This window comes from Microbacterium sp. CFH 31415, from assembly GCF_022538185.1.
In the GTDB taxonomy this organism is placed as follows: Bacteria; Actinomycetota; Actinomycetes; order Actinomycetales; family Microbacteriaceae; genus Microbacterium.
The window spans coordinates 18,492-40,686 of the sequence record NZ_JAKYXC010000006.1 but is presented as its reverse complement, the minus strand read 5'-3'; the positions used below and the strand labels follow the sequence as shown (position 1 = coordinate 40,686).

Sequence of the window (22,195 nt, the reverse complement as noted above, 5' to 3'; positions counted from 1 at the left end):
CCGACGGCGTCTGTGCGGGCGGGCCCGGAGACGGCGGCGAGGGAAGCGTTCTACGACGCAAGAAGCGCAGAAGTGCGCTGCAAGTGAGTTCGAGCCTACCAGGGATGCGGGCGGGGTTCCTGAGCGACCGCCTCACCCGAGTCCTCGTGCGAGGACCCCTCGACCTCGGACGGGTCACCGCCATCGGCCGCGTCCTCGCCCTCAGCCGCGTCCTCACCCTCGGTAGCGCCCTTACTCTCGGCCGCGTCCTCACCCTCCGTCGCGTCGCGCCCGACAGCGGAGATGTCCCCGTCCTCGATCCCGGCGAACCGGTCGGTGGCGGCGCGGAGCGCGCTGGCGATGCCCGGCTCGGATGCCGAGTGCGAAGCATCCGGAACCATCACGAACTCGGCCTCCGGCCACGCGCGGTGCAGATCCCACGCGGTCATGGGCGGGGTGCACACGTCGTAGCGACCCTGGACGATGACGGCGGGGATGTCGCGGATGGCGTCGACCTCCGCGATGAGCTGCCCCTCCTCGAACCAGCCCCCGTGCATGAAGTAGTGATTCTCGATGCGGGCGAACGCCGTCGCGGCGGCGGGCTCGGTCATGTCGTCGACCAGAGACTCGTCGGGCAGCAGGGTGAGGGTGGAAGCCTCCCACCGCGACCACGCGACCCCCGCCGGCGTGTGCACCGCGGGGTCGGGGTCGAACAGCCGGCGATGGTACGCCTCGATCATGCGCGAGCGCTCGAGCACCGGGATCGGGGCGATGAAGTCCTCCCACAGGTCGGGGAAGAGCGCCGACGCACCGCCCTCGTAGAACCACTCCAGCTCATGGCGGCGCAGCGTGAAGATGCCGCGGAGCACGAGCTCGGTCACCGAGTCGGGGTGGGCCTGGGCGTACGCGAGCGCGAGCGCGCTGCCCCACGAGCCGCCGAACACCTGCCACTTCGCCACGCCGAGGTTGCGTCGGAGCAATTCGATGTCGGCCACGAGGTGCCATGTGGTGTTGTGGCGCAGGTCGGCCGTGGGGGCGCTCGCGTGGGGGGTGGAGCGCCCGCAGCCGCGCTGGTCGAAGAGCACGATCCGGTAGCGCGCGGGGTCGAAGAACCGGCGATGCCACGGCGACGTGCCGGCACCGGGACCGCCGTGCAGGAACACGACGGGCTTGCCCTCGGGATTTCCGCTCTGCTCCCAGTAGACCCGGTTGCCGTCGCCCACGATGAGCTCGCCGGTGTCGTAGGGCTCGATGGGCGGGTAGAGGACGTCGTCGAGGTGTTCGTTCATAGGCTTCCCCCCGGGATGCCGAAAGTCTCGCAGGATGCGACGCCGTTGCGGTAGCCCGTCTCGAACCAGCGCTGACGCTGCTCGCTCGAACCGTGGGTCCAGGTCTCGGGGTTGACCCCGCCGCCGGACTGCTGCTGGATGTGGTCGTCACCCACCGTCTGCGCCGCGTTGATCGCGTCGGCGATCTGCTGCTGTGTGGGCTCCTTGAGGTACGCGACGCCGTCCTCGTCCACCTGCTCCGTCATGTCGCCGATGAACGCACCGGCGAAGCAGTCGGCCTGCAGCTCGAGGCGCACGCCGTCGCTGTCGGGGCCGGTGCCGCGATCGGAGTGCTCCTGCATGATGCCTGCGATGTTCTGCACGTGATGGCCGTACTCGTGGGCGAGCACGTACAGCTGCGCGAGCGGCCCCGCAGTCGCATCGAACTGCTGACGGAGCAGTCCGAAGAAGGTCGGGTCGACGTAGACGGCCTGCTCGGGCGGGCAGTAGAACGGTCCGGTCTGGTTCGACGCTGTGCCGCACTGGGTGTTGGTGGCCCCGTCGACGACGAAGAGCTGCGGCGGTGTGTAACCCTGCACCTCGCCCGCCCAGAATTCGTCGAGCACGACCTGCCCGGCCGCCAGGCGGCAGTCGTCGCGCGCGTTGGCGTCGGCGCCGGACTGGCACTGCTCGATGCGGGTGGCCTCGCCACTGTCGACTGCCCCACCGCCGCCGCCGACGAGTCCCGAGATGTCCTGTCCGGTGAAGAGCTGGAACAGCAGCACCGCGATCGCCCCGATGCCGGCGATACCGCCACCGGCGATCGCTGCTCCACCGCCACGACGCCGCGCGGTGCTCCCCCCGACGTTGGCGTTGTCGTTGAACGTCATGGGCTCACGGTACCCCGGGCATGGGTCCCCGGCGAGGAGACTTGACACGGCAATAGGCTCTGGGCATGGCCAGCGCATTCACGACCGTGACCATCACAGGGGCCGGCGGGCAGATCGGCTACGCCCTGCTGTTCCGTATCGCCGCAGGCGACATGCTCGGCGCGGATCGTCCGGTTCGGCTGCAGCTGCTCGAGATCCCGCAGGGGATGCGCGCCGCCGAGGGCGCGGCGCTCGAGCTCCAGGACGGCGCGTTCCCGCTGCTGCACGGCGTCGAGCTGAGCGACGACCCCCGCATCGCCTTCGACGGCTGCAGCATCGCCCTGCTCGTCGGCGCCCGCCCACGCGGTCCGGGCATGGAGCGCGCCGACCTGCTCGCGGCCAACGCGGGCATCTTCGGCCCGCAGGGCGCCGCGATCGGCGAGGTCGCGGCCGACGACGTGCGCGCCGTCGTCGTGGGCAACCCCGCGAACACGAATGCGCTCATCGCCGCGTCGGCGGCGACGCCCGGTGTGCCCGCCGACCGGTTCACCGCCCTCACGCGCCTCGACCACAACCGCGCGGTGGGCCAGCTGGCTGAAGCGCTGGACGCACGTCCCGACGCTGTGCGGGGCGTCGCGATCTGGGGGAACCACTCGGCGACGCAGTACCCGGACGTCACACACGCCACGGTCGACGGCGTGCCGGTCATCGACGCCCTCGCGGGGCGGCTGGGCGGGCGCGCGGCCGCCGAAACCTGGCTCGACGAATCTTCATCCCGCGGGTCGCACGACGCGGGGCGGAGATCATCGAAGTGCGCGGCTCGTCGTCCGTGGCCTCCGCCGCCCACGCTGCCATCGAGCACGTGCACGACGAGCAGCTCGGCACGGCCGGCGCCACGACCTCGGCGGCGGTCTTCTCACGCGGCGAGTACGGCGTGCCCGCGGGGATCGTGTGCTCGTTCCCCGTCACCTCCGACGGAGACGGCTACCGTGTCGTCGAAGGGCTCGCGCTCGATGCGCGGTCGCGTGCCCGGTTCGACGCGTCGGTGGAAGAGCTGGTGGCAGAGCGCGACGCGGTCGAGGCGCTCGGAGCGCTGTAGCCGCATGGAAGTCCTCGTCCTCGCCATCCTCGCGGTCGTCGTAATCGCGCTCGCCACCGCGATCGCGCCGAAGCTCAATATCGCGGGTCCGCTCGTGCTGGTGCTCATCGGCGTCGGGGTGGGTCTGCTTCCCTTCGTGAACGTGCCCGAGATCGATCCGGAATGGATCCTCGTCGGGGTGCTGCCGCCGCTGCTGTACTCCGCGGCCGTCGCCCTCCCGGCCATCGAGTTCCGGCGCGACTTCGGTCCGATCGCCGGGCTGTCATTCCTGCTCGTGCTCCTGAGCTCGATCGTGCTCGGGTTCTTCTTCGTGCTCGTGATCCCGGGGCTCAACCTCGCACTGGCGGTCGCGCTCGGCGCGATCCTCAGCCCGACCGATGCCGTGGCCACCTCGATCGTGAAACGACTGGGGGTCTCCGGGCGCGTGGTGACCATGCTCGAGGGCGAGAGCCTGCTCAACGACGCGACCGCGCTCGTGCTGCTGCGCACGATGGTGGCCGCCGCGGCGGCCGCGACCGCCGGCGCTGCGGCCGAGGACGGCGTGGGCGTCGGGTTCATTCCCGCGTTCGCGTGGGGCGTGCTCGTCGCCGTGGTCATCGGGGCGATCGTCGGCTACCTCAACCTGCGGCTGCGCTCGCTCATCGGACACTCCGCCGCGAACACCGCGATCGGCTTCGTGATCCCCTTCGCGGCGTACCTTCCGACCGAGGAGCTCGGCGGTTCGGGCCTCGTCGCCGCGGTCGTCGCCGGCATCGTGACCGGTCAGGGCTCGGCGCGCTGGTTCACACCCGAGCAGCGCATGTCCGACGAGCACAACTGGCGCACGATCGAGCTGATGCTCGAAGGCGCGGTGTTCCTGCTGATGGGCCTCGAGCTCAAGCAGATCGTGGAGGGGAACGTCGAGAATCACGACGGCCTCGGCACGGGCATCGGCATCGCACTCGGGGCGCTGGCGATCATCCTCGCCGTGCGCGCCGCGTACGTCTCCGTCATGGTCTGGCTGCAGAGCCGGCGCGCCCGCGGGAAGCAGCGGGCGCGGCTGGAGCAGATCGGCGAGCGCATCGACGAGCTCGCGAGCGGCGCAGGAGCCGACCCGCAGATGTCCGGTGGGCGCCGCGCCTTGCGCCGTGACGCGCTGTCTCCCGACCACCCGCGCACGCAGCGCCGCATCGCGTCGATGCGGGCACGGGTCGCCCGGGCGATGCGGGACCTCAACTACTACCAGGCGTCGCCGCTCGGCTGGAAGCACGGCGTGGTCATCGTGTGGGCCGGGATGCGGGGTGTCGTGACGCTCGCGGCGGCGCAGACGCTCCCCCGCGACACCCCGGAACGCGAGCTGCTCGTCTTCATCGCGTTCGCCGTGGCCGTCGGAAGTCTCATGCTGCAGGGATTCACCCTGCCGTGGCTGGTGCGGGTGCTGCACCTCACGTCACCCGCCGACACGCTCCTCGAACGGGCCGAGCAGTCCGAGCTCGACGACGAGCTGCGCACCGCCGCCGTCACCGCGATGGCAGATCCGAAGCTCCGGCGCCGTGACGGGAACCCGTTCCCCGACGAGCTCATCGAGCGGGTCGGATCGCGCCTGGCCGACCCACCCGACGACGACGCGAGCACCGCCGCCCGCGACGCCCTCGAGCTGCGGCTCGTGCTCATCGAGGCCATGCGGCGGCGGCTGAACGAGCTCTCCTCGGGCGGGGAGTTCAGCACACCCGCACTGCGGCACGCACTCGCCGAGCTCGACGCCGACCAGCTGAGCCTCGAACTGCGGCTCGGCGATCAGGACTGAGTCACACCGGCGACGCATTCGGGAGAGAATGGGGTTCCGGCGAAGGAGCGATGGCGATGAACGGTGCGGGCCCCACGGCAGACGCGATGGCGACGGATGCCACCACCCTGCGATCCGGGACGCTCGAGGGCGAAGCATCCGCTCAGACCGCTCCTCTGCACCTGCCCCACGCCGCGGCGGACTGCCCGAAGTGCTTCACCGAGCTGCAGCGCGATCGCGACTGGTGGCAGGCGCGCCCCGCCGGCTCACGCCTGGTCGGCCTCGTCATCGCCCGCGACGACATGCCGTCGGTGGTCGAGCAGCGCAACGATCTCACGCGGTTCGGGGTGCCGATCGAGGGCTTCCGGCACCCTGCGCCCGAAACGATGGAGTCGTGGGAGGAGCGCCTCGTGCGACTCTTCGGCACGCTCACGCGCGGCGATGTGCTCGTGGTGAGCAACGTCCACGCGCTCGGGCGCGACATCGACGAGGAGACGCGCACCGTCGCGGAGCTGCACCGGCGCGGCGTCGTCGTGAAGGTCATCAGCCACGGCGGCCGGCACCTGTACGACACCGGTCGCTGACCGCCGCGTGCTCAGTCGTCGTCCGCAGCGGCGGACTCGCGCTCCACGTCGAGCAGCGGCAGGTCGCTGCGCGTGACCAGACGGGCGGCGATCGCGTGCTCGACGAGCCTCACGCGCCGGTTCGTGGCGTAGGAGCGCACGCCGCCGCGCAGCCCCGGCACGCCGATGCGGTCCAGCTTGTCGCAGACGTTGTCGAGCTTGCGGTTGAAGCGGGTCAGCGTCCAGCCGAGCCGCTCGGCCGCCTGCGCCGAGGTGGGCAGCTCGCTCATGCCGGTGCCCTCGCGCCGCAGGACGGGCTCGGCGAGCGCGAGGATCATCATGCGCTGGCTGTGCGTGAGCGGCACGTCGCCGATGGTGCTCAGCCCGTCGTCGTGCTCGAGCTGCTGCGTCTCGCGGAACGCGGGCTCGGCCACGCTGATCGTGAGCTCGTAGGTCGTCGGTCCGGCGCTGAAGATCACCGCGGTGGCGGCGAACACGAGCGGCAGCCGTGCGCCCGGCGCGAGCCACGCCTGCACGCGGCCGCCGGAGTCGGTGACGGTCGCCGCGAGCCGGCTGCCGACGTTCGAAAGCAGCCAGAGCCCTTGGACGTTCTCGATCGTCAGGAAGTGCCGGTGCAGGAAGAGGTTGTCGTCGATCGCCAGGTCGCCCTCGCGACCCACGGTGAAGACCGCGTCGGGGCCGACCGTGAAGGCCTCCCCCGCGAACTCGACCGTCAGCTCGTCGGTGCGCGCGGTCACGGGGCACACCCCCGGACGGCATCCGACGACTGGCCGTTCTCTCGCACGAGCAGCACCTCCACGCAGGTCGTCCCCGAGGGGTCGGCGGGCACGGTCACCTCGGTCCCGGTGACCGGCTCGAACACCGGCTCCTCATCGGGGCGGGTCACCACGCCGAAGAGGTAGCGGTCGCCGTCGCGGGGATCGGGATTGGTCCACGAGAACGCCACCCCGTCGGCCGTCGCGACGCCCGACAGGTCTTCGGGCTGCGGCACGACCGCCGACACCGGATCCTGCGGATCGGACGAGGTCACCGGCGTCGGCACCGGATCGGGTCCGGCGAGGATGCCCGGGAGCGAGACGCCGACGACGACCGCGACGATGACGACCGCCGCAGCGCCCAGCCCGATCCACAGCCCGAGGCGCGACCGCGCCCGCGAGGCGGTGTCGCCTGCGGTTGCGGGGTCGGCTACGGGCTCAAAGGCCGGCGCGCCCGCAGCCGCCAGAACGGCCGGACCGGCGGGCGCGGCGGAGCCGGACACGGCGGGCCCGGTCACGGCGGGCCCGGAAGTCCCGGGCGCTGCGGACGGAGCGCGCACGACGGTGTGGTCGAGCGCCGGCGCGATCTCGGCGGGCGAGCGTCGGCGCGTCTCAGCGGCCGCGGCTGGCGGGGCGGTCGCGCGGATGACGGTCTGCGCGTCGGCCGGCTCGTAGACCGGCTGAACGGCGGGCGGGCCGGCCGTGGGGCTCGTGTCCGCCGACGGGCGGGTGCGGCCCGCGGCGGGCGTCGTCTGCGGCGAGATGCTGACGACCCCCCGCACCCGCGTGAGGCCCTCGTCCTCGTCTTCGACAATGTCGTCGGTGATGCCGTCGTCGAGGATGTCGACCGGCGTGACCGAGTGCGAGAGCTCGATCTGCACCTTCTGGAGCGCACGGGCGAAGGCGATCGCGGACTCGTAGCGGTCGGCCGACGACTTCGACATCGCACGCTCGAGGGCGCGTTCGAGCGATGACGGCACGTCGGCGCGACCGAGCGCGGGCAGCGGCGCGGTCTCGATCCGCTGGATGAGCTCGGCGGCCGTGTTGCGCTGGCCGGGCAGTTCGAACGGCGACCGACCGGCCAGGAGCGTGTACACCGTGGCGCCGAGGGCGTACACGTCGGACCGGGGGTCGCTGCGCGGCTCGTCGGCGAACGACTCGGGTGGCGACCACGGTATCGACAGCCCGGCGGACTCGGCCGCGGCACTCGTGGTCGACGCGATGCCGAAGTCGGTGAGCGCCGGCCGGTTGTACTCGGTGACGAGGATGTTCGCCGGCTTGATGTCGCGGTGCAGCACACCGGCACGGTGTGCCGTCTCGACGGCCGCGGCCACCTGCACGCCGACCCGCAGCGACTCGGCGATCGAGAACGGCTCCCGGCGGTACCGCACCTGCAGGTTGGGCTTCGGGCAGTACTCCATCACCAGGTACGGGCGCCCGTCGCGCGCGACGCCGGCCTGGTAGATCGTCACGATGGCGGGGTGCGTCGAGAGCATCGCCATGACGTTCGCCTCAGCCGTGAACTCCGAGACCGAGCCGCTCGACATCCGCTCGGTGAGCAGCACCTTCACGGCGACGCGGCGCTTGGGAAGAGCCTGCTCGTAAAGGTACACGTCGGCGAACCCGCCCGATCCGAGCAGGTCGACGTACGTGAAGCCCGGCAGGTCGGGAGGCGCCATCGGCGCGCGTCTGGAGCTCACGCGATGTCCTCGATCGCCACCGTGATGCCGTCGCCGAGGTCGATCACGTCACCCGGCACGACGACCGTCGCCTCGCCGGGGTGCAGGCGCATCGGGTCGACGCCCGGCCGCAGCAGGGTCGTGCCGTTCGTGGTGTTGAGGTCGGTGGCCACGATGCTGTCGCCCTCGACGCGCAGTTCGACGTGGCTGCGCGAGATGTCCTGCTGCGGACTGTCGACCGCGACGAGGTGCGGCAGGTCGGTGCCCGACACCCGCGTCGAACGCGGGCGCCGGCCGATGACCACCGTGCGGTCGAGCGTCACGACCTGTCCCGACGACACACGGATGCGCCCAGGCGCCGGCGGCCGCGGCGGGGCGAGCGGCGGGACCGGGTCGGCGCCACCCCGCAGCGCCCTCGCCTCGGCGAGCGAGATGGTCTCACCGTCGTGATCGCCCAGCACGACGGGCGTTTCGGCGGGGCGCACGACGGTCGCCTCGAGGGCGGCAGGGTCGTCTGCGATCCCGCCGGACAGGTGCTCGGCCTCCTCGTCGCGCGGGATCAGGGTCGATTCGGCGGGCAGGAGCGTGTCGGCGTCGGCGAGGGACAGCACGGCGGCCGAGTCGATCAGTCCGGCCGACGTGGTCGTGAGAGGCGTCGCGGGAGAGGGAAGGGCGACGGATGCTGCGCCCTGCGCACCCGGAACGTGCGCCGAGCGTCCGCGCGGGCCCGGCTCGCGCTCGGACTGGGCGGTCGGCGTCGACGCGACCTCGGGGGTCGGTTCGGGCTCCGGGTCCGGATCGGCCTCGGGCGCCGGCGCGGGCTCCGGCCCGGCTGCCGGGTCGAGTGCGGGCGCCTGCGGCTCCGCGGCGGGCGCGGGCTCCGGCGACGACGCGGGCGACTCCGCGGCGGGCGCGGGCTCCGGCGACGACGCGGGCGACTCCGCGGCGGGCGCGGCTTCCGCCTTCACCACACCAGCCTCCCCTGCGCCGGACGGCACCCACACGAGGGCACCGGCGAGCACGACGCCGTCCGCGACGGGCAGCTCGGGGGGCGCAGCATCCGCTCCCCCGTCCAGTGAGACCCGGGATGCCTCGGCGATGACGCGCTCCGTCCAGGTCGTGACGCCCTCGCCCGACACGCGCTCGGGGGCGCGTCCGTCGACGTCGAGCGCGAACGAGCCGCGCACGGCGAGCCGCACGGACCCCCCTTCGGCGAGCGCGACCGCGAACGGAGGCACGGCCGACAGCGAAGTGCCGTACGCACCCGTCAGTGCTTCAAGCACGCCGCCGAGCCCGCGACCGTCGGCCACGAGCGCGTGGATGCGTGCGGCGAGAGCGGGCGAGGTGTCGTCGGCGAGCACGGCGAACCCCTGCGGGGTGACCGCGACCGGGTGCGTTCCCGGCGAGTAGTGGACCGACATCAGAATCCTCCCGTGGCGACGACGCGGGGCAGCGTGTCTCCGTCGACCTCGTCCGCGGCGGCGGCCGCCGACGGAGATGTGTGATCGCCGGGGCGGTTCGCCCGGGTGCGGACAGCCGTGGCGTCCACCACCAGCGCCGTGATGTTATCGCGTCCACCGTGGAGCATGGCCTCGTGAACCAGGCGGGTGGCGGCGCGCTGAGGCTGCGTCTCGGCCACCAGGACGGCATGGATGGCGGCGCTGTCGAGCTCGCTGGACAGTCCGTCCGAGCACACCAGGATGCGGTCGCCGGGCTCGGCGGGGATCAGCCAGTAGTCGGCGTCGCCGTCGCTCCCCGCGCCGATCGCCCGCGTGATCACGTTGCGGCGCGTGTCGCGCGAGGCCGCATCGGGAGCGAGCTGGCCGGCGTCGATGAGCTCCTGCACGACCGAGTGATCGACGCTCACCTGCTCGAAGACGCCCTCGCTGAGACGGTAGGTGCGCGAGTCGCCGAGATTGATCGCGAGCCAGTACCCCTCGCCGTCGACGTCGGCGATCACGACCCCGGTGAGCGTCGTGCCGGCGCCGGCACCCTCGCCGGCGGGCAGCGCCTCGACGCGGCGCCGGGCCTGGGCCAGCGCTGCGCGCACCTCGTCGATCTCGAGGCTGTCGCGTCCGGCGAACCCGGAGAACTCGTCGATCACCGTGGCGCTGGCGATCTCGCCCGCGTGGTGCCCGCCCATCCCGTCGGCGACGAGGAACAGCGGCGCGACGGCGAGGTAGGAGTCCTCGTTGATCGCGCGGCGCAGTCCCGGATCGGTCGCCGATCCGAAGGCCACGGTCACCGGCGAGCTCATCGCGGCACTCCCACCGAAGCGATGCGGTCCCCGAGCTCGAGGAGGTCTCCGTCACGCAGTCCGATGCGCAGGCCCGGGACGAGCGGCTGCCGCTCCCCGTCGCGCACCAGGACGGTGCCGTTCGTCGAGTGATGGTCGGCAACCCACGGCCCCGATGCGACGCCGCCGATCTCGAAGTGCGTCTTGGACAGCGACAGCGTCTCGTCGCGCACCGGGACGCTCACGATCCCCGGCTCGACGGCGGGGTTGCGACCGTAGCGGGTGCGGCCGTACACCGCCATGCGGACGCCGTCGTCCCACGTGAGCACAGCGAGCACGGGATCGTCGAACATCGGCGCGGGCGGAGCGGGCGGCGGGACGGTCAGGCTGCGCGCCTGGTCTGCGGAGGGCAGCGTCACCGGGCGGGTGGCGGGCGCCTGCGGGATCACCGCGGGGGGAGGAGCGGATGCCTCGGCCACCGCCACGGTGCCGGGAACGGCCGTGAGCGTCATCGCCGGCGCGGATGCCACGACGGGCGCCGGTGCCGCGACAGCCGCCGGAGCGACGGGCGCCGGGGCCATCGCCTCGGGGGCAGGCGCGACCGGCGGGGCCGGCTTGGGCGGGATGACGATGTCGTCGAGGAACCACGGCCGCCCGGCCGACACGGCCGGGAAGGTCGCCAGCGCAGCGGCTGTTGCGGTGGCGGCCGCGGCATCCGCTCCCCGCACGTCGATGACGAGCGCGCCGGCGGCCCGGTCGTGCCAGCCCTGACGTCGGGGGCTCGCGTCGAACAGCGGCGTGAACCAGCCGACGACGATGGCGCAGGACGCCGACCACACCACGTTGCGCCACAGTGCGCGCCAGAAGCCGATCGCGACGGGGGCACCGGCGTCGAGCAGCCGCAGGCCGAGGGCGCGCTGGCCGACCGAGCCGTGCGCGCCCTGCATCGCCGTGTAGACGATCGACCACGCGAGCAGCGACATCCATGCCGCGACGGTCGCGACACCGACCGCGAGGGCGAGGGTGCGGGCATCGCCGACGGCGCCGAGGCTCAGGGCCACGGCGAAGGCGACAGCGGCGGCCGCGGTGCCGACCGCCGTGGCGACGAGGGCGTCGATCACGTAGGCGGCGATCCGCCTGCCGGGCGGCGCGGCGACGAGGGCGAGGGGCGGACGGGCGGTCATGCGTTCTCCTGGGGGGCGTCGGGCCCGGGCGCCCGATCGGACGGCGTCTCATGGCCCTCGGCGCGCGCACGCGGCCGGCGCGGCGCACGCGGCCGTCGGTCGGGCAGCGCGAAGCGGGTGCCCGCGAGCAGCGACCGCAGGCTCAGACGCGCACCGAGGCGGTTCCAGACAGACCGGCCGGCCCCCATGCCGCCGACGATCTCGTCGACCTGGCGCCAGAACTCCGCGACATCGTCGGGTGTCGGCTCGGAGGGCCCGAAGACCTCGAGATCGGCGCGCCGGGCGAGGGTGGTGACGCGCGGCTCGGTGAACGCGGCCTCGACGACCCCGGCGTCCTCCGCACGGGTGGCACCGGGCGTGACGGGGGTGCCGTAGTCCTTCGCGCGGTCGACGAGCTCGTCCCAGCCTCCGCTGATGCGGTCGGCGGCGCGCTCGGCCTCGCGGCGGCGACGACGACGCGCGGCCTTGAGCGCGCCGATGACGATGAACGGCGCGGCGAGCAGCGCCAGCACGCTGAGCACTCCGATGCCGATCACGACGATGAGAGCGAGCAGGGCGGCGTCGAAGGTGCTCTCGTCCTCGGACTCGCGGTCGTCGGGCACGGTCGGGGGAAGGTCGACGGGCTCCTGCGGCGGGGGCGGAGGCTGCAGCACCTGCGGCTTGGGGTCGGCGCGGGGCTTGGTGGTCTGGTCGTTCGGAACCTGGTCCTCGGGCGGCGTCGGGTCGAACGTGACCCACCCGTGCTCCTCGAACGCCACCTCGACCCACGCATGGAGGGTGTCGCCCGTCGCGGTGAAGACCGGCTCGCCGGCGGCATCCTCTTCGGGGTAGAAGCCCATCACGACACGCGCGGGTATGCCGATCTCGCGGGCGAGCAGCGCCATCGCCGTGGCGTACTGCTCGTCGTCGCCGACCATCTGGTCGGAGCCGAGCAGCGTCGAGATGCGCTCCGCACCGTGACCGGCCCGCGAGAGCACCTCGCCCTCGAGTCCGTGACTGAAGAAGCCGCCCTCGGACAGCATCGTCTGCAGTGCGCGCACCTGCTCGATGGGCGTGGTGGCCTCGGCGACGGCCTCGGACGCGATCTCGACGAACGCCTGCGGCACGCCCTCCTGATCCGGCAGCGCGACGGGTGCGAAGTCATCGCCCTCGAGCGCGTTGTCGCTGGGCGTCGACGGCACGAGGCTCTCCAGTGTGTAGGCGTCGCCCTCGCGGAGCTCGCGCGTGACGACCGCGGTCGACGTGCCCTCGTTGTAGTACGCCGTGCGACGCAGGTCCTCCGCGCGGTCGCCATCGAAGGCGATGCTGCGGACGGCGCCGACCTCCGGCATCCACACCCCCTCCAGCGCAGCGATCTCGATGCGCACGGTCGCGAGCGTGCCCTCGGCCTGCGGCGACATGTTGCCCCGCACCGGGCTGAACGCGCTCGACGTGCCGGCGCCGTCGTCCGACACGTTGTAGACCGTGCCGTCGTATGCGTCGACCGTCGCCAGGCGCACGCGCGCCTCTTCGGGCATGCCGGTCACCGAGAAGAGCGGCTCGTCGGGGAAGTCGCGGACGTAGGCGCGGAAGGACTGCAGCGGGCTCGGGTAGGCGTGCACGTCGAACGGCGGGATCACGACGTCGCGGAGCACGTAGCGCGGGCTCTGCGGCGCGGCGAACGCGCTGCTGGCGACGCCCACGAGCGCGGCGATCGCGACCACGGCACCGCCGAGAATGAGCCGTCGAGCGGCCACCCCGCGCACGGGAGCCGCCCCGTCGCCGAGGGGCACTACGCCCGTGCCGTGCTCCCAGCTCTGCCGCAGCGCGAGCCAGATCGCCGCGACCAGCGCGAAGACGACGCCCTGAACGACGGGGACCGCGGGCTGCGACGTGCCGAGTGCGATCTGGGCTACCAGGAACGCCGCGGCGGGGATCAGCGCCCAGGCCGGGGTGCGCAGGCGCAGTGCCAGCGAGGCCGTGAACACCGCGGCGACGAGCGAGAGGAGGAAGGGAACGATGAGGTGGCCATCGGATGCCGCGACCGGCGCCACCGTGGTCAGCAGCTGCTTCCACGACGTGACGACCCCGAGGGCGAGCCGGCCCAGCGTGTCGATCGTCGGGATCACACCCAGCGCCGCGGTGTGCGGGAGGGCGAGGGCGCCGCCGAAGAGGAAGTACGCGACGACGGTGAGTCCGGCGAGCGGGAGGACGCCCCACCTCAGCCAGGCGCAGAGCGCGGCGAGACCCATGCCGAGCACGGCGCCGCCGATCGCCGCGGGGAGGAAGGCCGGCCCGCCGAACGTCGGCCAGAAGCCCGCGATGGGCACTGCGAGGAGGGCGGTGACCGCGCTCAGGTCGAGCACCCAGCGACGCACGCTCACCTCGGCCCGGCCGCTCACGAGAGCACCTTCCGCAGCGCGGCGGGCAGCTGCTCGAGCGAGCCGACCGTCACGACGTCGGCGTCGCCGATGCGGCGGAGCGCGGGGGCGGCGCCCGTCTCGGCGACCACCGCGAGCGTGCGGGCGCCGAACGGCAGACGTGCGCAGGCTGCGCGCAGCGTGTTGGCGCCGACCCCGCTGCCGCACACCAGCACCACGACGCTCGCCAGCGGGAGGGTCGCCGCGACGACACCGGCGAGGTCGACGACGCTCCCGGAGCGCGGACGCGAATGCACCACGCCCGACAGTGAGTCGAGGAACTGCTTGCCCGTCGCCGAGGGGAGCGCGCGTTCCTGCACGCGAACCTCGACACGCTGTGAGTCGCGCAGCGCGCGCAGCCCCAGCGAGCCGGCGGCCGAGACGGCGAGCTCGAACTCGTCGTCATCGCGGTAGTCGCCGGGGTGCGTCGAGAGCCCGATCACGAAGTGCGAACGCCGGGTCTCCTCGTACTGGCGCACCATGACGGTGCCGGTGCGTGCCGTCGACTTCCAGTGGACGTGACGGAGGTCGTCGCCCGGCTGGTACTCGCGCAGCGCGTGGAACGACACGTCGTCGCGCGAGAGGTCGGTCGCGGGCAGGCCTTCGAGGTCGCGCAGGAAGCCGAGCGACTGGCCCTCGAACAGCACGGTGCGCGGGTGCACGTAGAGGTCGACCGGTTCGTCCTTGCGATGCACGCGCTCGAAGAGGCCAAGCGGATCGCCGCGCACGACGCTGACCGGACCCACCTCGACCACGGCACGCTTCGTCGTCGGGATCGCGAACAGCTCTTCGGCGGAGGCACCCGGCGCCAGTCGATGCACCTCGAACTCACCGCGGCCGGCGCCGACCGGCAGCACTACGCGTGACGGCAGGATGGCGCGGGTGCCCGAGTTCGACAGCGTGAGTGCGCCGACCGCCCGCTCGCCGACCACGACCCGGGTCCGGGTGAGGTCGAGGGTCACGTCGTAGGCCGTGCGTCCGATGAGGAAGAGCGCGCACAGCGCGAGAAGCACGGTCAGCACCGTGGCTGCCACGGTGAGCTCCCACCAGCCGAGCGTCGACCCGGCGATCCAGAGCACAGCGGCGACGACGATCAGCACCCAGGCTGCAGGTCGGACGACGGCGATCGCGCCGCGCAGCCAGCGCGCGACGTGTTCGGCGGTCGTCTCCCACCACTCGCGGCGCTCCGTCACCGGAGCGGCCGACCCGAGTGCCTCCGTCGTCATCAGGCCGCGGACCTCGCCTGCGGTGCCGCGACATCCTCGAGCACACGCGAGATCACGGTCTCGGCCGTCGTGCCGGCGAACTCGGCCTCGGGGTCGAGCACGAGACGGTGCGTCCACACCGGGCCCGCGAGGGCCTTGATGTCGTCGGGCGTGACGAAGTGACGGCCCTGGGAGGCGGCCCACACCTTGGCGATGCGGATCATCGAGAGCGAACCACGCACCGACACGCCCAGCCGGGTCGCGGCATCCGTCCGGGTCGCCTCCGACAGCTGCGCGGCGTATCGCAGCACGGCGCCCTCGACGTGCACCGTGGCGGCGAGGTCGGCCATGTCGGCCACCGCACCCGTGGTGATGATCGCGGGCAGGTGCGCCGACGGATTGCGATCGGCCGCGCCGGCGAGAATGCGCTCGGCTGCGGCGAGGTCGGGGTAGCCGATCGACGTGCGGATGAGGAACCGATCCAGCTGCGCCTCGGGCAGCTTGTAGGTGCCCGCCTGCTCGATCGGGTTCTGCGTGGCGATCACGAGGAACGGGCGACCCGCCTCATGCGTGACGCCGTCGACCGTGACGCGCGACTCCTCCATGACTTCGAGGAGGGCCGACTGCGTCTTCGGCGAGGCGCGGTTGATCTCATCGGCGAGCACGATCGACGCGAACACGGGTCCCTTGTGGAACTCGAAGCGGTGCGACGTCTGGTCGTAGATCGTGACGCCCGTCACGTCGGAGGGCAGCAGGTCGGGGGTGAACTGGATGCGGCTGCTCGTGCCCTGCACGGTGGCGGCGAGCGCCTTGGCCAGGCTGGTCTTGCCGGTGCCCGGCGCGTCCTCGAGCAGCACGTGGCCCTCGGCGAGCATCGCGGACAGCACGAGCCCGATGACCTCGCGCTTGCCGAGCAGCGCTCGGTCGACGTTGTCGACGAGCCGCGCGAAGGTCCCCTGGAACCAGGCGGCCTGTTCGGGGGTCATGGTCATGGTGATGTCCTGTCCGTTGTCGTTCTCGTCGTGGGGGGCGGGCCGGCTACCACGTGCGGCGTTCGTAGGCCTTGCCGCCGATGGTGACCCAGACCTCCGCGCCGTCGTCGCCGAAGTAGCAGCCGAGCTGGACCCGGTCGTTCGCCCCGATGTTGCGGCTGGCACCCTGCACGAAAGGCGTGCCGCCGTACGGGCCGGTCGCGTTGCATCCCACCGAGTAGTTGCCTGCGGGGAAGTCCTGCGTGTTGACGACGAAGTAGGCGCACTGCGAGCTGCTGCAACCCGGCTGACCCTGCGCCGACGCGCCCTTCGTGACCCAGGCGCGCGGCTCGGGCGGATCCACCGTGGTCGCCGCCGCCGAGACGACGGCGGACCACTGGCCGGCGGCATCCTGCGCCCGTGCCTCGATCGTGTGACGGGTGCTGTAGGCGTACGTGTTCGTGCGCGAGCCGTTGTTGGCGACGTTCTGCCAGTTGCCGCCATCGATGCGGATCTGCATCTGGGTGATGTTGCGACCGTTGGGCGCCGGGGCGTTCCAGCTGAACGTGATGTCGCGGCCGTTCCGGGAGGCGTCGACGCTCGGGTTGCGCACCGGGCCGTACGGGATCACCTGGTTGGACGGCGCCGACTCTGCGCCGTCGTAGCGCACGCCGTCGAGCGCGGTGTACGCCCGCACGCGCACGGTGTACTGCTGGCCATTGCTGAGCCCGCCGATCGTGCGCCCGTCCCAGTTGGCCTGCCAGCCGCCGCCGTTCAGCGAGTACTCGTAGCGCATCTCGCTGGCATTCGCGCCGTTGCCCGGGGCCGGGTTGTACGTCACCACGACCGCGCTGTTGCCGCTCGGAGTCGACGCCTGGACGTTCGTCGGCGCTCCCGGCGGGGTGAAGGCGCGGCGCGGCGCCGACGGCGCACTGTCGGCGCCCCAGCCCGCCTTGTTGCGCGCGGCGATGGTGAACGTGTAGTCGGAGGTCGACGCGTCGATGGCGAGCGCCTGCGACGTCTGGCCGCCCGGGATGCCGGTGATCGTGTTCACGACCGCTCCGCCGCGCAGCACGTTGAGCCGGTATTCGGCGATCGCGTCGCCGTTGTTGGCGGGAGCGCCCCACGAGACGCGCATCTGCGCCTGCGTGCCCACCGGGTCGAGACGCTCGACCGACGGGGCGCCGGCCGCGTCCGGCGCGCGCGCCGGGATCTCGGACGCCGACCACGCGCTCCAGCTCGACGGCTCAGGCGCCCTGTTGTGGGCGCGTACGCGCACCTGGTAGTTCACGCCGTTCTCGAGCCCCTCCCACACGAGGGAGTTGCCGGTGACGCCCGTCTTCTGCACGACGCCCGAGGGCGGCGCAGGCGAGATCTCGAGGGTGAACGATTCCACCGGCGAACCCGGCGTCGTCGGCGTGACCCATGCGACCTGGAGGCTCTGGTCACCGAAGGCGAGGGTCGGCGGCTGCGGCGTGTCGGGCCGGGCGTCCGGACGCGCGGTCTCGGACGGCGCCGACGGGTCCGATGGTCCGACGCGGTTGATCGCGATGACGGTGAAGTTGTACTCGACGTTGTTGGTCAGCCCGTCGAGGGTGCACGTGGTCGACGCGCACACCTTCGTGTAGTTGCCGGCGGTCGACGAGACCTCGTAGGAGGTGATCTCGGCGCCGTTGTTGGCCGGCGGCGTCCACGACAGCACCACCGTGCGATCCTGCACGCTCGAGACCACCGGGGTCCCCGGCGCGTCCGGCTTGCCCTGGACGGTCAGGCGGATGCGCGCCTCGACCTCGCGGTCGGGGTCGTTTGTGACATCCGCCACGCGATAGCGGACCACCATCGTGCCGAAGAACGTCTCGTCCGGCGTGACGCGCACCGCGTCGCCATCGATGACGGCGGTGCCGCGGCCGGTCTCGGTGATCACGTCGACGACCGTCAACGGGCCCTCGCGGAACGGGTTGACGTCGTTGCGGAGCACGTTGACGGTCACCGTGTCGCCCTGGTGCGCCTCGTCGACGATGTCGTCATTGGCGGTCGCGAGCTCGCGGGTCGAAGCGGTGACGCGCACCGTGACCGTGCCCTCGATGGGGTCGGTCTCGCCGTCGTTCACGCGGATGGTCAGTCGCTCCAGCGTGCCCTTCGGAGTGTCGGCACCGGCGCTGACGCGCAGCTCCTGACCGGCCACCGACGCCGTGATGCCGGCGGGAGTGCCGCCCACGATCTCGTACCGCATGCCGTCGAGGTCGTCGACGTCGGGATCGGTGGTGAGGGCGCGCAGATCGAGGCTCTTGGGGTCTTCTCCCGGTGCCACATCCACCGAGCCGTTGACGAACTCCGGCTGCTGGTTGTCGGGCGGGAGCACCGTGATCGGCAGCGTCAGCGTCGCCTTGCGGCCCTTCGGGTCGTCCGGGCCACTCCCGGTCGTCACCTCGAACGTCAGCGCATCCTGCCCGAAGTACCCGTCCTTCGAGGTGTACACGAGAGTGCGCTGGTCCTTCACGAGGTTGGCGCCGTCGGCGTTGACCGCGCTGACCTTCGCCGCCTCGGTGATGACGACGGATCCGCCGCCCGCGACCTCCACGTACTCGCTCAGCGGAAGCTCGATCGTCTCGCCGCTGTCGACCTCGACCTCTTGGGTCGAGATGAGGGTGGGCGGCAGCGAGTTCATCGACGGGACATGGATGAAGGCGGATGCCTCGAACCCGTCGCGGTCGGTGATCGTGTACTTCACGAGCCGGTCGTTGTCGTCGACGGTGACGCGCACCCGTCCGTTGCCCAGCACGCGGGCACCCGCGTCACCCACGGTCACCGTGAGCTCGTCGACCGTGCCGTCGGGGTCTTCGTCGTTCGCGAGGACTTCGAGGTCGACCGTCTCGCCGTCGACGTCAGCGGCCTGCACGTAGTCGTCCCGCGCGATGGGCCGCAGGAGCGGCACATCCTCGTCGACGGTGATCTGCAGGACCGCCTTCGACGTCGCCCCGCGCTCATCGCGGATCGTGTACTGCAGCGAGGTCTCGATCTCCTCGTCCGGCGCCGTGACGATGACGCGGTCACCGGTCACCTTCGCCTTCAGGCCCTCGACGTCCGGGAGGATGAGGCCGTCGCGCACCAGAGCGAACGCGTCACCGTCGGGGTCGGAGTCGTTGGCCGTGACCGGCACCGCGACGATCCGGCCGGGTCGCATGACAACGGCGTCCTTCGCGGCGAACGGCGCCTGGTTCGACGTCTCGGCGGGAGCGATGCCGACGCGGATCGAGCCCGTCGCCTCGGCGCCGATCCGGTCGCGCACGCGGTACGTGAACGCATCCACGCCGCCCGCATCGTCGAACGCCTCGTACACGAGGTGATCGGCGCCCATCTCGACGACGCGTCCCTTCGACGGCGGCGAGGCGATGCCTTCGAGCCGCACCGAGTCGCCGTCGGCGTCGATGCCGTCGAGCGGGATCGCGATGCGCACCTGGCTGCCCTCGAGGGCGCGCGCCACGATGTCGCGCGGCCGCGGAGCGGCGTTCGTCTCATCGTTCAGCGGCAGGACCTGGATCGTGACGTAGCCGGCGTCCTTCTGGCCGGTGCTGTCGATCACCTCGTACGTCGCGTAGACCGTGCCCGGCTCGTCGGACGCCCGGAAGCGCAGCATGTCCTGCGACACGAACATCTCGCCGTCCTCAGGTTCGACGAGGGGCGGCACGAGGTAGGGGGCGACGTGGATGGCGTCGCCGTTCGGGTGGTAGTCGTTGTCGAGCACCGGGATGTTGACGACGTCTCCCGCGCGCACCACGATCTGGTCGTCGTTCGCGACGGGTGGCTGCAGCTTGGACGGCGCGGGGATCGGGATGACGATGACCTCGCCCTCGGCGGACTTCGCGCCGTTCGAGACCCGGTAGGTGATGCGCACCTGCGATCCGAGGGCGGCCTGGTCGGAGATGCGGATCGTCTCGTGGTTGATCACTGCGACGGAGATGCCGGAGTTGGGCTCGACGGTCACCGACTGGACGACGAGGATGCCGCCTGCCGGGTCGGTGTCGTTGGCGAGCGCGTTCACGAGCACCTCGCCACCGCTCGGCAGCAGGGCGACATCGCGTACGGCGACCGGCGGTGACGTCGTGTCGGTGTCGGCGAGCACCTGCACGCGGACGAGTCCCTCGGCATTCTTCGAGCCCGCAGCGACCAGGTACTGGACGTAGTAGTCGCCGGGCACGTCCGACACGAACGTGAAGGTCTTGTTCGCGAAGTCGGGGACGATGCGCGCGCCCGCGACCTCGTCGACGCGCACCAGGCGCAGCGGCTCGCGGCCCGAGCTCGTGTCGTTGGCGAGCGGGGCGATCGTCGCCACCTGCCCGGCCTGCACGACGACGCGGTCGGCATTCGTCACGGGGTCGGTCGACCCGACCGGGCGGACGTCGAAGCGCACGATGCCGGCGGCCTCCTCCGTGCCGTCCGAGACCGTGATGGCGACGTCCTTGCGGCCCTGCGTGCCGCCCACCGCGCGGTACGTGATCCGCCCGTCGGCGGTGAAGTCCGCCTCATCGCCCTCGGCGGGGGCCACGCCGAGCAGGAAGACGTCGTCGCCGTCGGGGTCGATCCAGTCGGGGAGCACGTTGTACGAGACGACGCCTCCTGCCTCGACCACGACGCTAGTGACGCGCTTCTGCACCGGAGGCGAGTTCACGCTCCAGTCGTGCACGCTGAGCGAGACGCGTGCCGTGTCGGTTCCGCCGCGACCGTCGTCGATCTCGTACACGAACGACGTGCTGCCCGACGCGTCGTCGGGCACGGCGATCTGCAGGGCCGCTCCGTCGTTGACGGTGGTGACCTCACCGAAGGTGGGGCCGTCGTCGGCGACCGCCGCGATCAGCACGTCGCCGTCGGGGTCGCTGTCGTTGTCGAGCACCGGGAGCAGGGTCGTGCGGCCCGGGCGCACGCCGAAGGAGTCGTCGGTCGCGACCGGCGGGGTGTTGACCTCGGAACGCTCGGGGAGTGTCGTCTCGACCGTCTCCTCCGTGGTCTGCTCGTCCTCTTCGGCCTCGCCCTCGGGCGGCGTGATCTCGTTCCAGTTGTCGACCCGCTGCATGCTGTCGCTGGCCATCCAGGCTGCACCGCCGATGATGTCGTTGAGCACGACGACGTCGCGGTTCACGCGGAACTGCAGCACCGACGACGCCTTCACGCCCTCGATGTCGGTGGCGAGGTCGTCGCCGTCGCCCACGCAGTCGCGGATGAATCTGCCGGATCCGTTCCAGGCGGCATACGCGCAGCCCTCGAGGAAGACCGGGGCGGCGGCCACGCCCTCGGCGCCGACGGGCTGCGCGACGGGCTCGGAGCCGTCCAGCGGCACCCGCACCAGGGCGCCCGCAGTCGCGAGCACGACGGAGTCGCTCGGCGCGGACGCCTGCTGAAGCACTGCCGAACGGCCGCCTTCCACCTCGGTGGTCCGGCCGGCCGCGAAGAGCGTGCCGCTCTCGGCATCCAGCACCGCCGGCACGTCGCCCACGACGGAGATCGACACGGGGGCACCGGGCTGGAGGCCCTCGACGCCCGCGCGGGACGGATCGCCGGCGGGCGCTCCCTCGGCGTCGGTGCGGACGGTCACGATCTCGGCGTCCTCGGCCGACACGGCGTAGACGGTGCCGTCGACGCCGGCTGCGACATCCGCTCCCTTGCCGACGTTGGCGATGGGCTCGGCAGCCTGCACCTCGAACGAGCCGACCGACGCGGACGGCACGACCCACAGGTCGCCAGACGCCGGATCGAGGATGCCGACGGCGGTGCCGCCGAGCACGACCCTCGCGCCGCCGGGGACGTCGGCGGACTCGTTGAGCGCGACCATCGCCGGATCGACCGACGTGATGCTGGATTCGGTCTCGTCGACGACGAGCACGTTGGTGCCGGACTGGAGGATGTCGTAGTCTGTGCCGACCGTGCGGAGCCCGCCGTCGAGCACCTGCGACTCGTGGTTGAAGTGGCCGACGAGGAGCGAGGACTGCTTGGTCACCCAGACGCCGCCGTCGTGGAGGTCGACCTCGGTCGTGGGATTGCCCTCGTAGACGAACGCCATCGTCGTGATGGCGACGGCTGCCGCCGTGATGATGCTCGCCGAGGCGACGGCGCGTGGGCGTGATCGGAGCCACGCGAACGACTTCATCAGACCCTCGGCCTCCTCCGGGCGGTCGGTGCATGCGGGGCGAGCGCAGTGGCAGAAAGC

General features: G+C 72.1%; 12 protein-coding genes and 2 pseudogenes. 3 read left to right on the top strand and 11 right to left on the bottom strand.

What is annotated here, in order from left to right:
• Positions 1–302: 302 nt before the first annotated feature.
• Both pip and MK786_RS08235 read right to left on the bottom strand, forming a co-directional pair.
• Positions 303–1,268, bottom strand: a pseudogene (pip, locus tag MK786_RS08240) (prolyl aminopeptidase); the annotation flags it as partial.
• Entirely contained in the window at positions 1,265–2,137 is an 873-nt protein-coding gene (locus MK786_RS08235) for a neutral zinc metallopeptidase (RefSeq protein ID WP_241111748.1), read from the bottom strand. The pseudogene pip and the gene MK786_RS08235, both read right to left, overlap by 4 nt.
• A gap of 65 nt (positions 2,138–2,202) precedes the next feature.
• Here MK786_RS08235 and MK786_RS08230 point away from each other — a divergent pair.
• The 3 genes and pseudogenes from MK786_RS08230 to MK786_RS08220 all read left to right on the top strand — a co-directional run bounded on the left by MK786_RS08230 (position 2,203) and on the right by MK786_RS08220 (position 5,564).
• Positions 2,203–3,215: pseudogene (locus MK786_RS08230) on the top strand (malate dehydrogenase).
• Positions 3,130–5,001: a sodium:proton antiporter gene (locus MK786_RS08225; RefSeq protein ID WP_308220036.1), complete on the top strand. Its 1,872-nt coding sequence runs from the start codon at positions 3,130–3,132 to the stop codon at positions 4,999–5,001. Before MK786_RS08230 ends, MK786_RS08225 begins: the two are co-directional and overlap by 86 nt.
• Positions 5,002–5,087: 86 nt before the next feature.
• Entirely contained in the window at positions 5,088–5,564 is a 477-nt protein-coding gene (locus MK786_RS08220) for a recombinase family protein (protein ID WP_241111958.1), read from the top strand.
• An 11-nt stretch (positions 5,565–5,575) separates the two neighbouring features.
• Here the strand turns inward: MK786_RS08220 and MK786_RS08215 are convergent, their stop codons facing one another.
• The 9 genes from MK786_RS08215 to MK786_RS08175 are packed head-to-tail and all read right to left on the bottom strand — an operon-like array spanning position 5,576 to position 22,135.
• Positions 5,576–6,310: a hypothetical protein gene (locus tag MK786_RS08215; RefSeq protein ID WP_241111746.1), complete on the bottom strand. Its 735-nt coding sequence runs from the start codon at positions 6,308–6,310 to the stop codon at positions 5,576–5,578.
• Positions 6,298–8,019, bottom strand: coding sequence for a serine/threonine-protein kinase (locus MK786_RS08210; RefSeq protein ID WP_241111745.1), 1,722 nt, complete (start codon positions 8,017–8,019; stop codon positions 6,298–6,300). The genes MK786_RS08215 and MK786_RS08210 overlap by 13 nt, the downstream gene beginning before the upstream one ends.
• Complete coding sequence (locus MK786_RS08205) at positions 8,016–9,419, bottom strand: FHA domain-containing protein (protein WP_241111744.1); 1,404 nt, start codon at positions 9,417–9,419, stop codon at positions 8,016–8,018. The genes MK786_RS08210 and MK786_RS08205 overlap by 4 nt, the downstream gene beginning before the upstream one ends.
• Positions 9,419–10,255: a PP2C family serine/threonine-protein phosphatase gene (locus MK786_RS08200; RefSeq protein WP_241111743.1), complete on the bottom strand. Its 837-nt coding sequence runs from the start codon at positions 10,253–10,255 to the stop codon at positions 9,419–9,421. The genes MK786_RS08205 and MK786_RS08200 overlap by 1 nt, the downstream gene beginning before the upstream one ends.
• On the bottom strand, positions 10,252–11,418 hold the full coding sequence (locus MK786_RS08195) for an RDD family protein (RefSeq protein ID WP_241111742.1): 1,167 nt from the start codon (positions 11,416–11,418) through the stop codon (positions 10,252–10,254). The genes MK786_RS08200 and MK786_RS08195 overlap by 4 nt, the downstream gene beginning before the upstream one ends.
• Positions 11,415–13,799: a transglutaminaseTgpA domain-containing protein gene (locus MK786_RS08190; RefSeq protein WP_241111741.1), complete on the bottom strand. Its 2,385-nt coding sequence runs from the start codon at positions 13,797–13,799 to the stop codon at positions 11,415–11,417. The genes MK786_RS08195 and MK786_RS08190 overlap by 4 nt, the downstream gene beginning before the upstream one ends.
• Complete coding sequence (locus MK786_RS08185; RefSeq protein WP_241111740.1) at positions 13,796–15,043, bottom strand: DUF58 domain-containing protein; 1,248 nt, start codon at positions 15,041–15,043, stop codon at positions 13,796–13,798. The genes MK786_RS08190 and MK786_RS08185 overlap by 4 nt, the downstream gene beginning before the upstream one ends.
• Entirely contained in the window at positions 15,043–16,014 is a 972-nt protein-coding gene (locus MK786_RS08180; protein ID WP_241111739.1) for a MoxR family ATPase, read from the bottom strand. Before MK786_RS08180 ends, MK786_RS08185 begins: the two co-directional genes overlap by 1 nt.
• A gap of 46 nt (positions 16,015–16,060) precedes the next feature.
• Positions 16,061–22,135: an Ig-like domain-containing protein gene (locus MK786_RS08175; RefSeq protein WP_241111738.1), complete on the bottom strand. Its 6,075-nt coding sequence runs from the start codon at positions 22,133–22,135 to the stop codon at positions 16,061–16,063.
• Positions 22,136–22,195 lie beyond the last annotated feature (60 nt).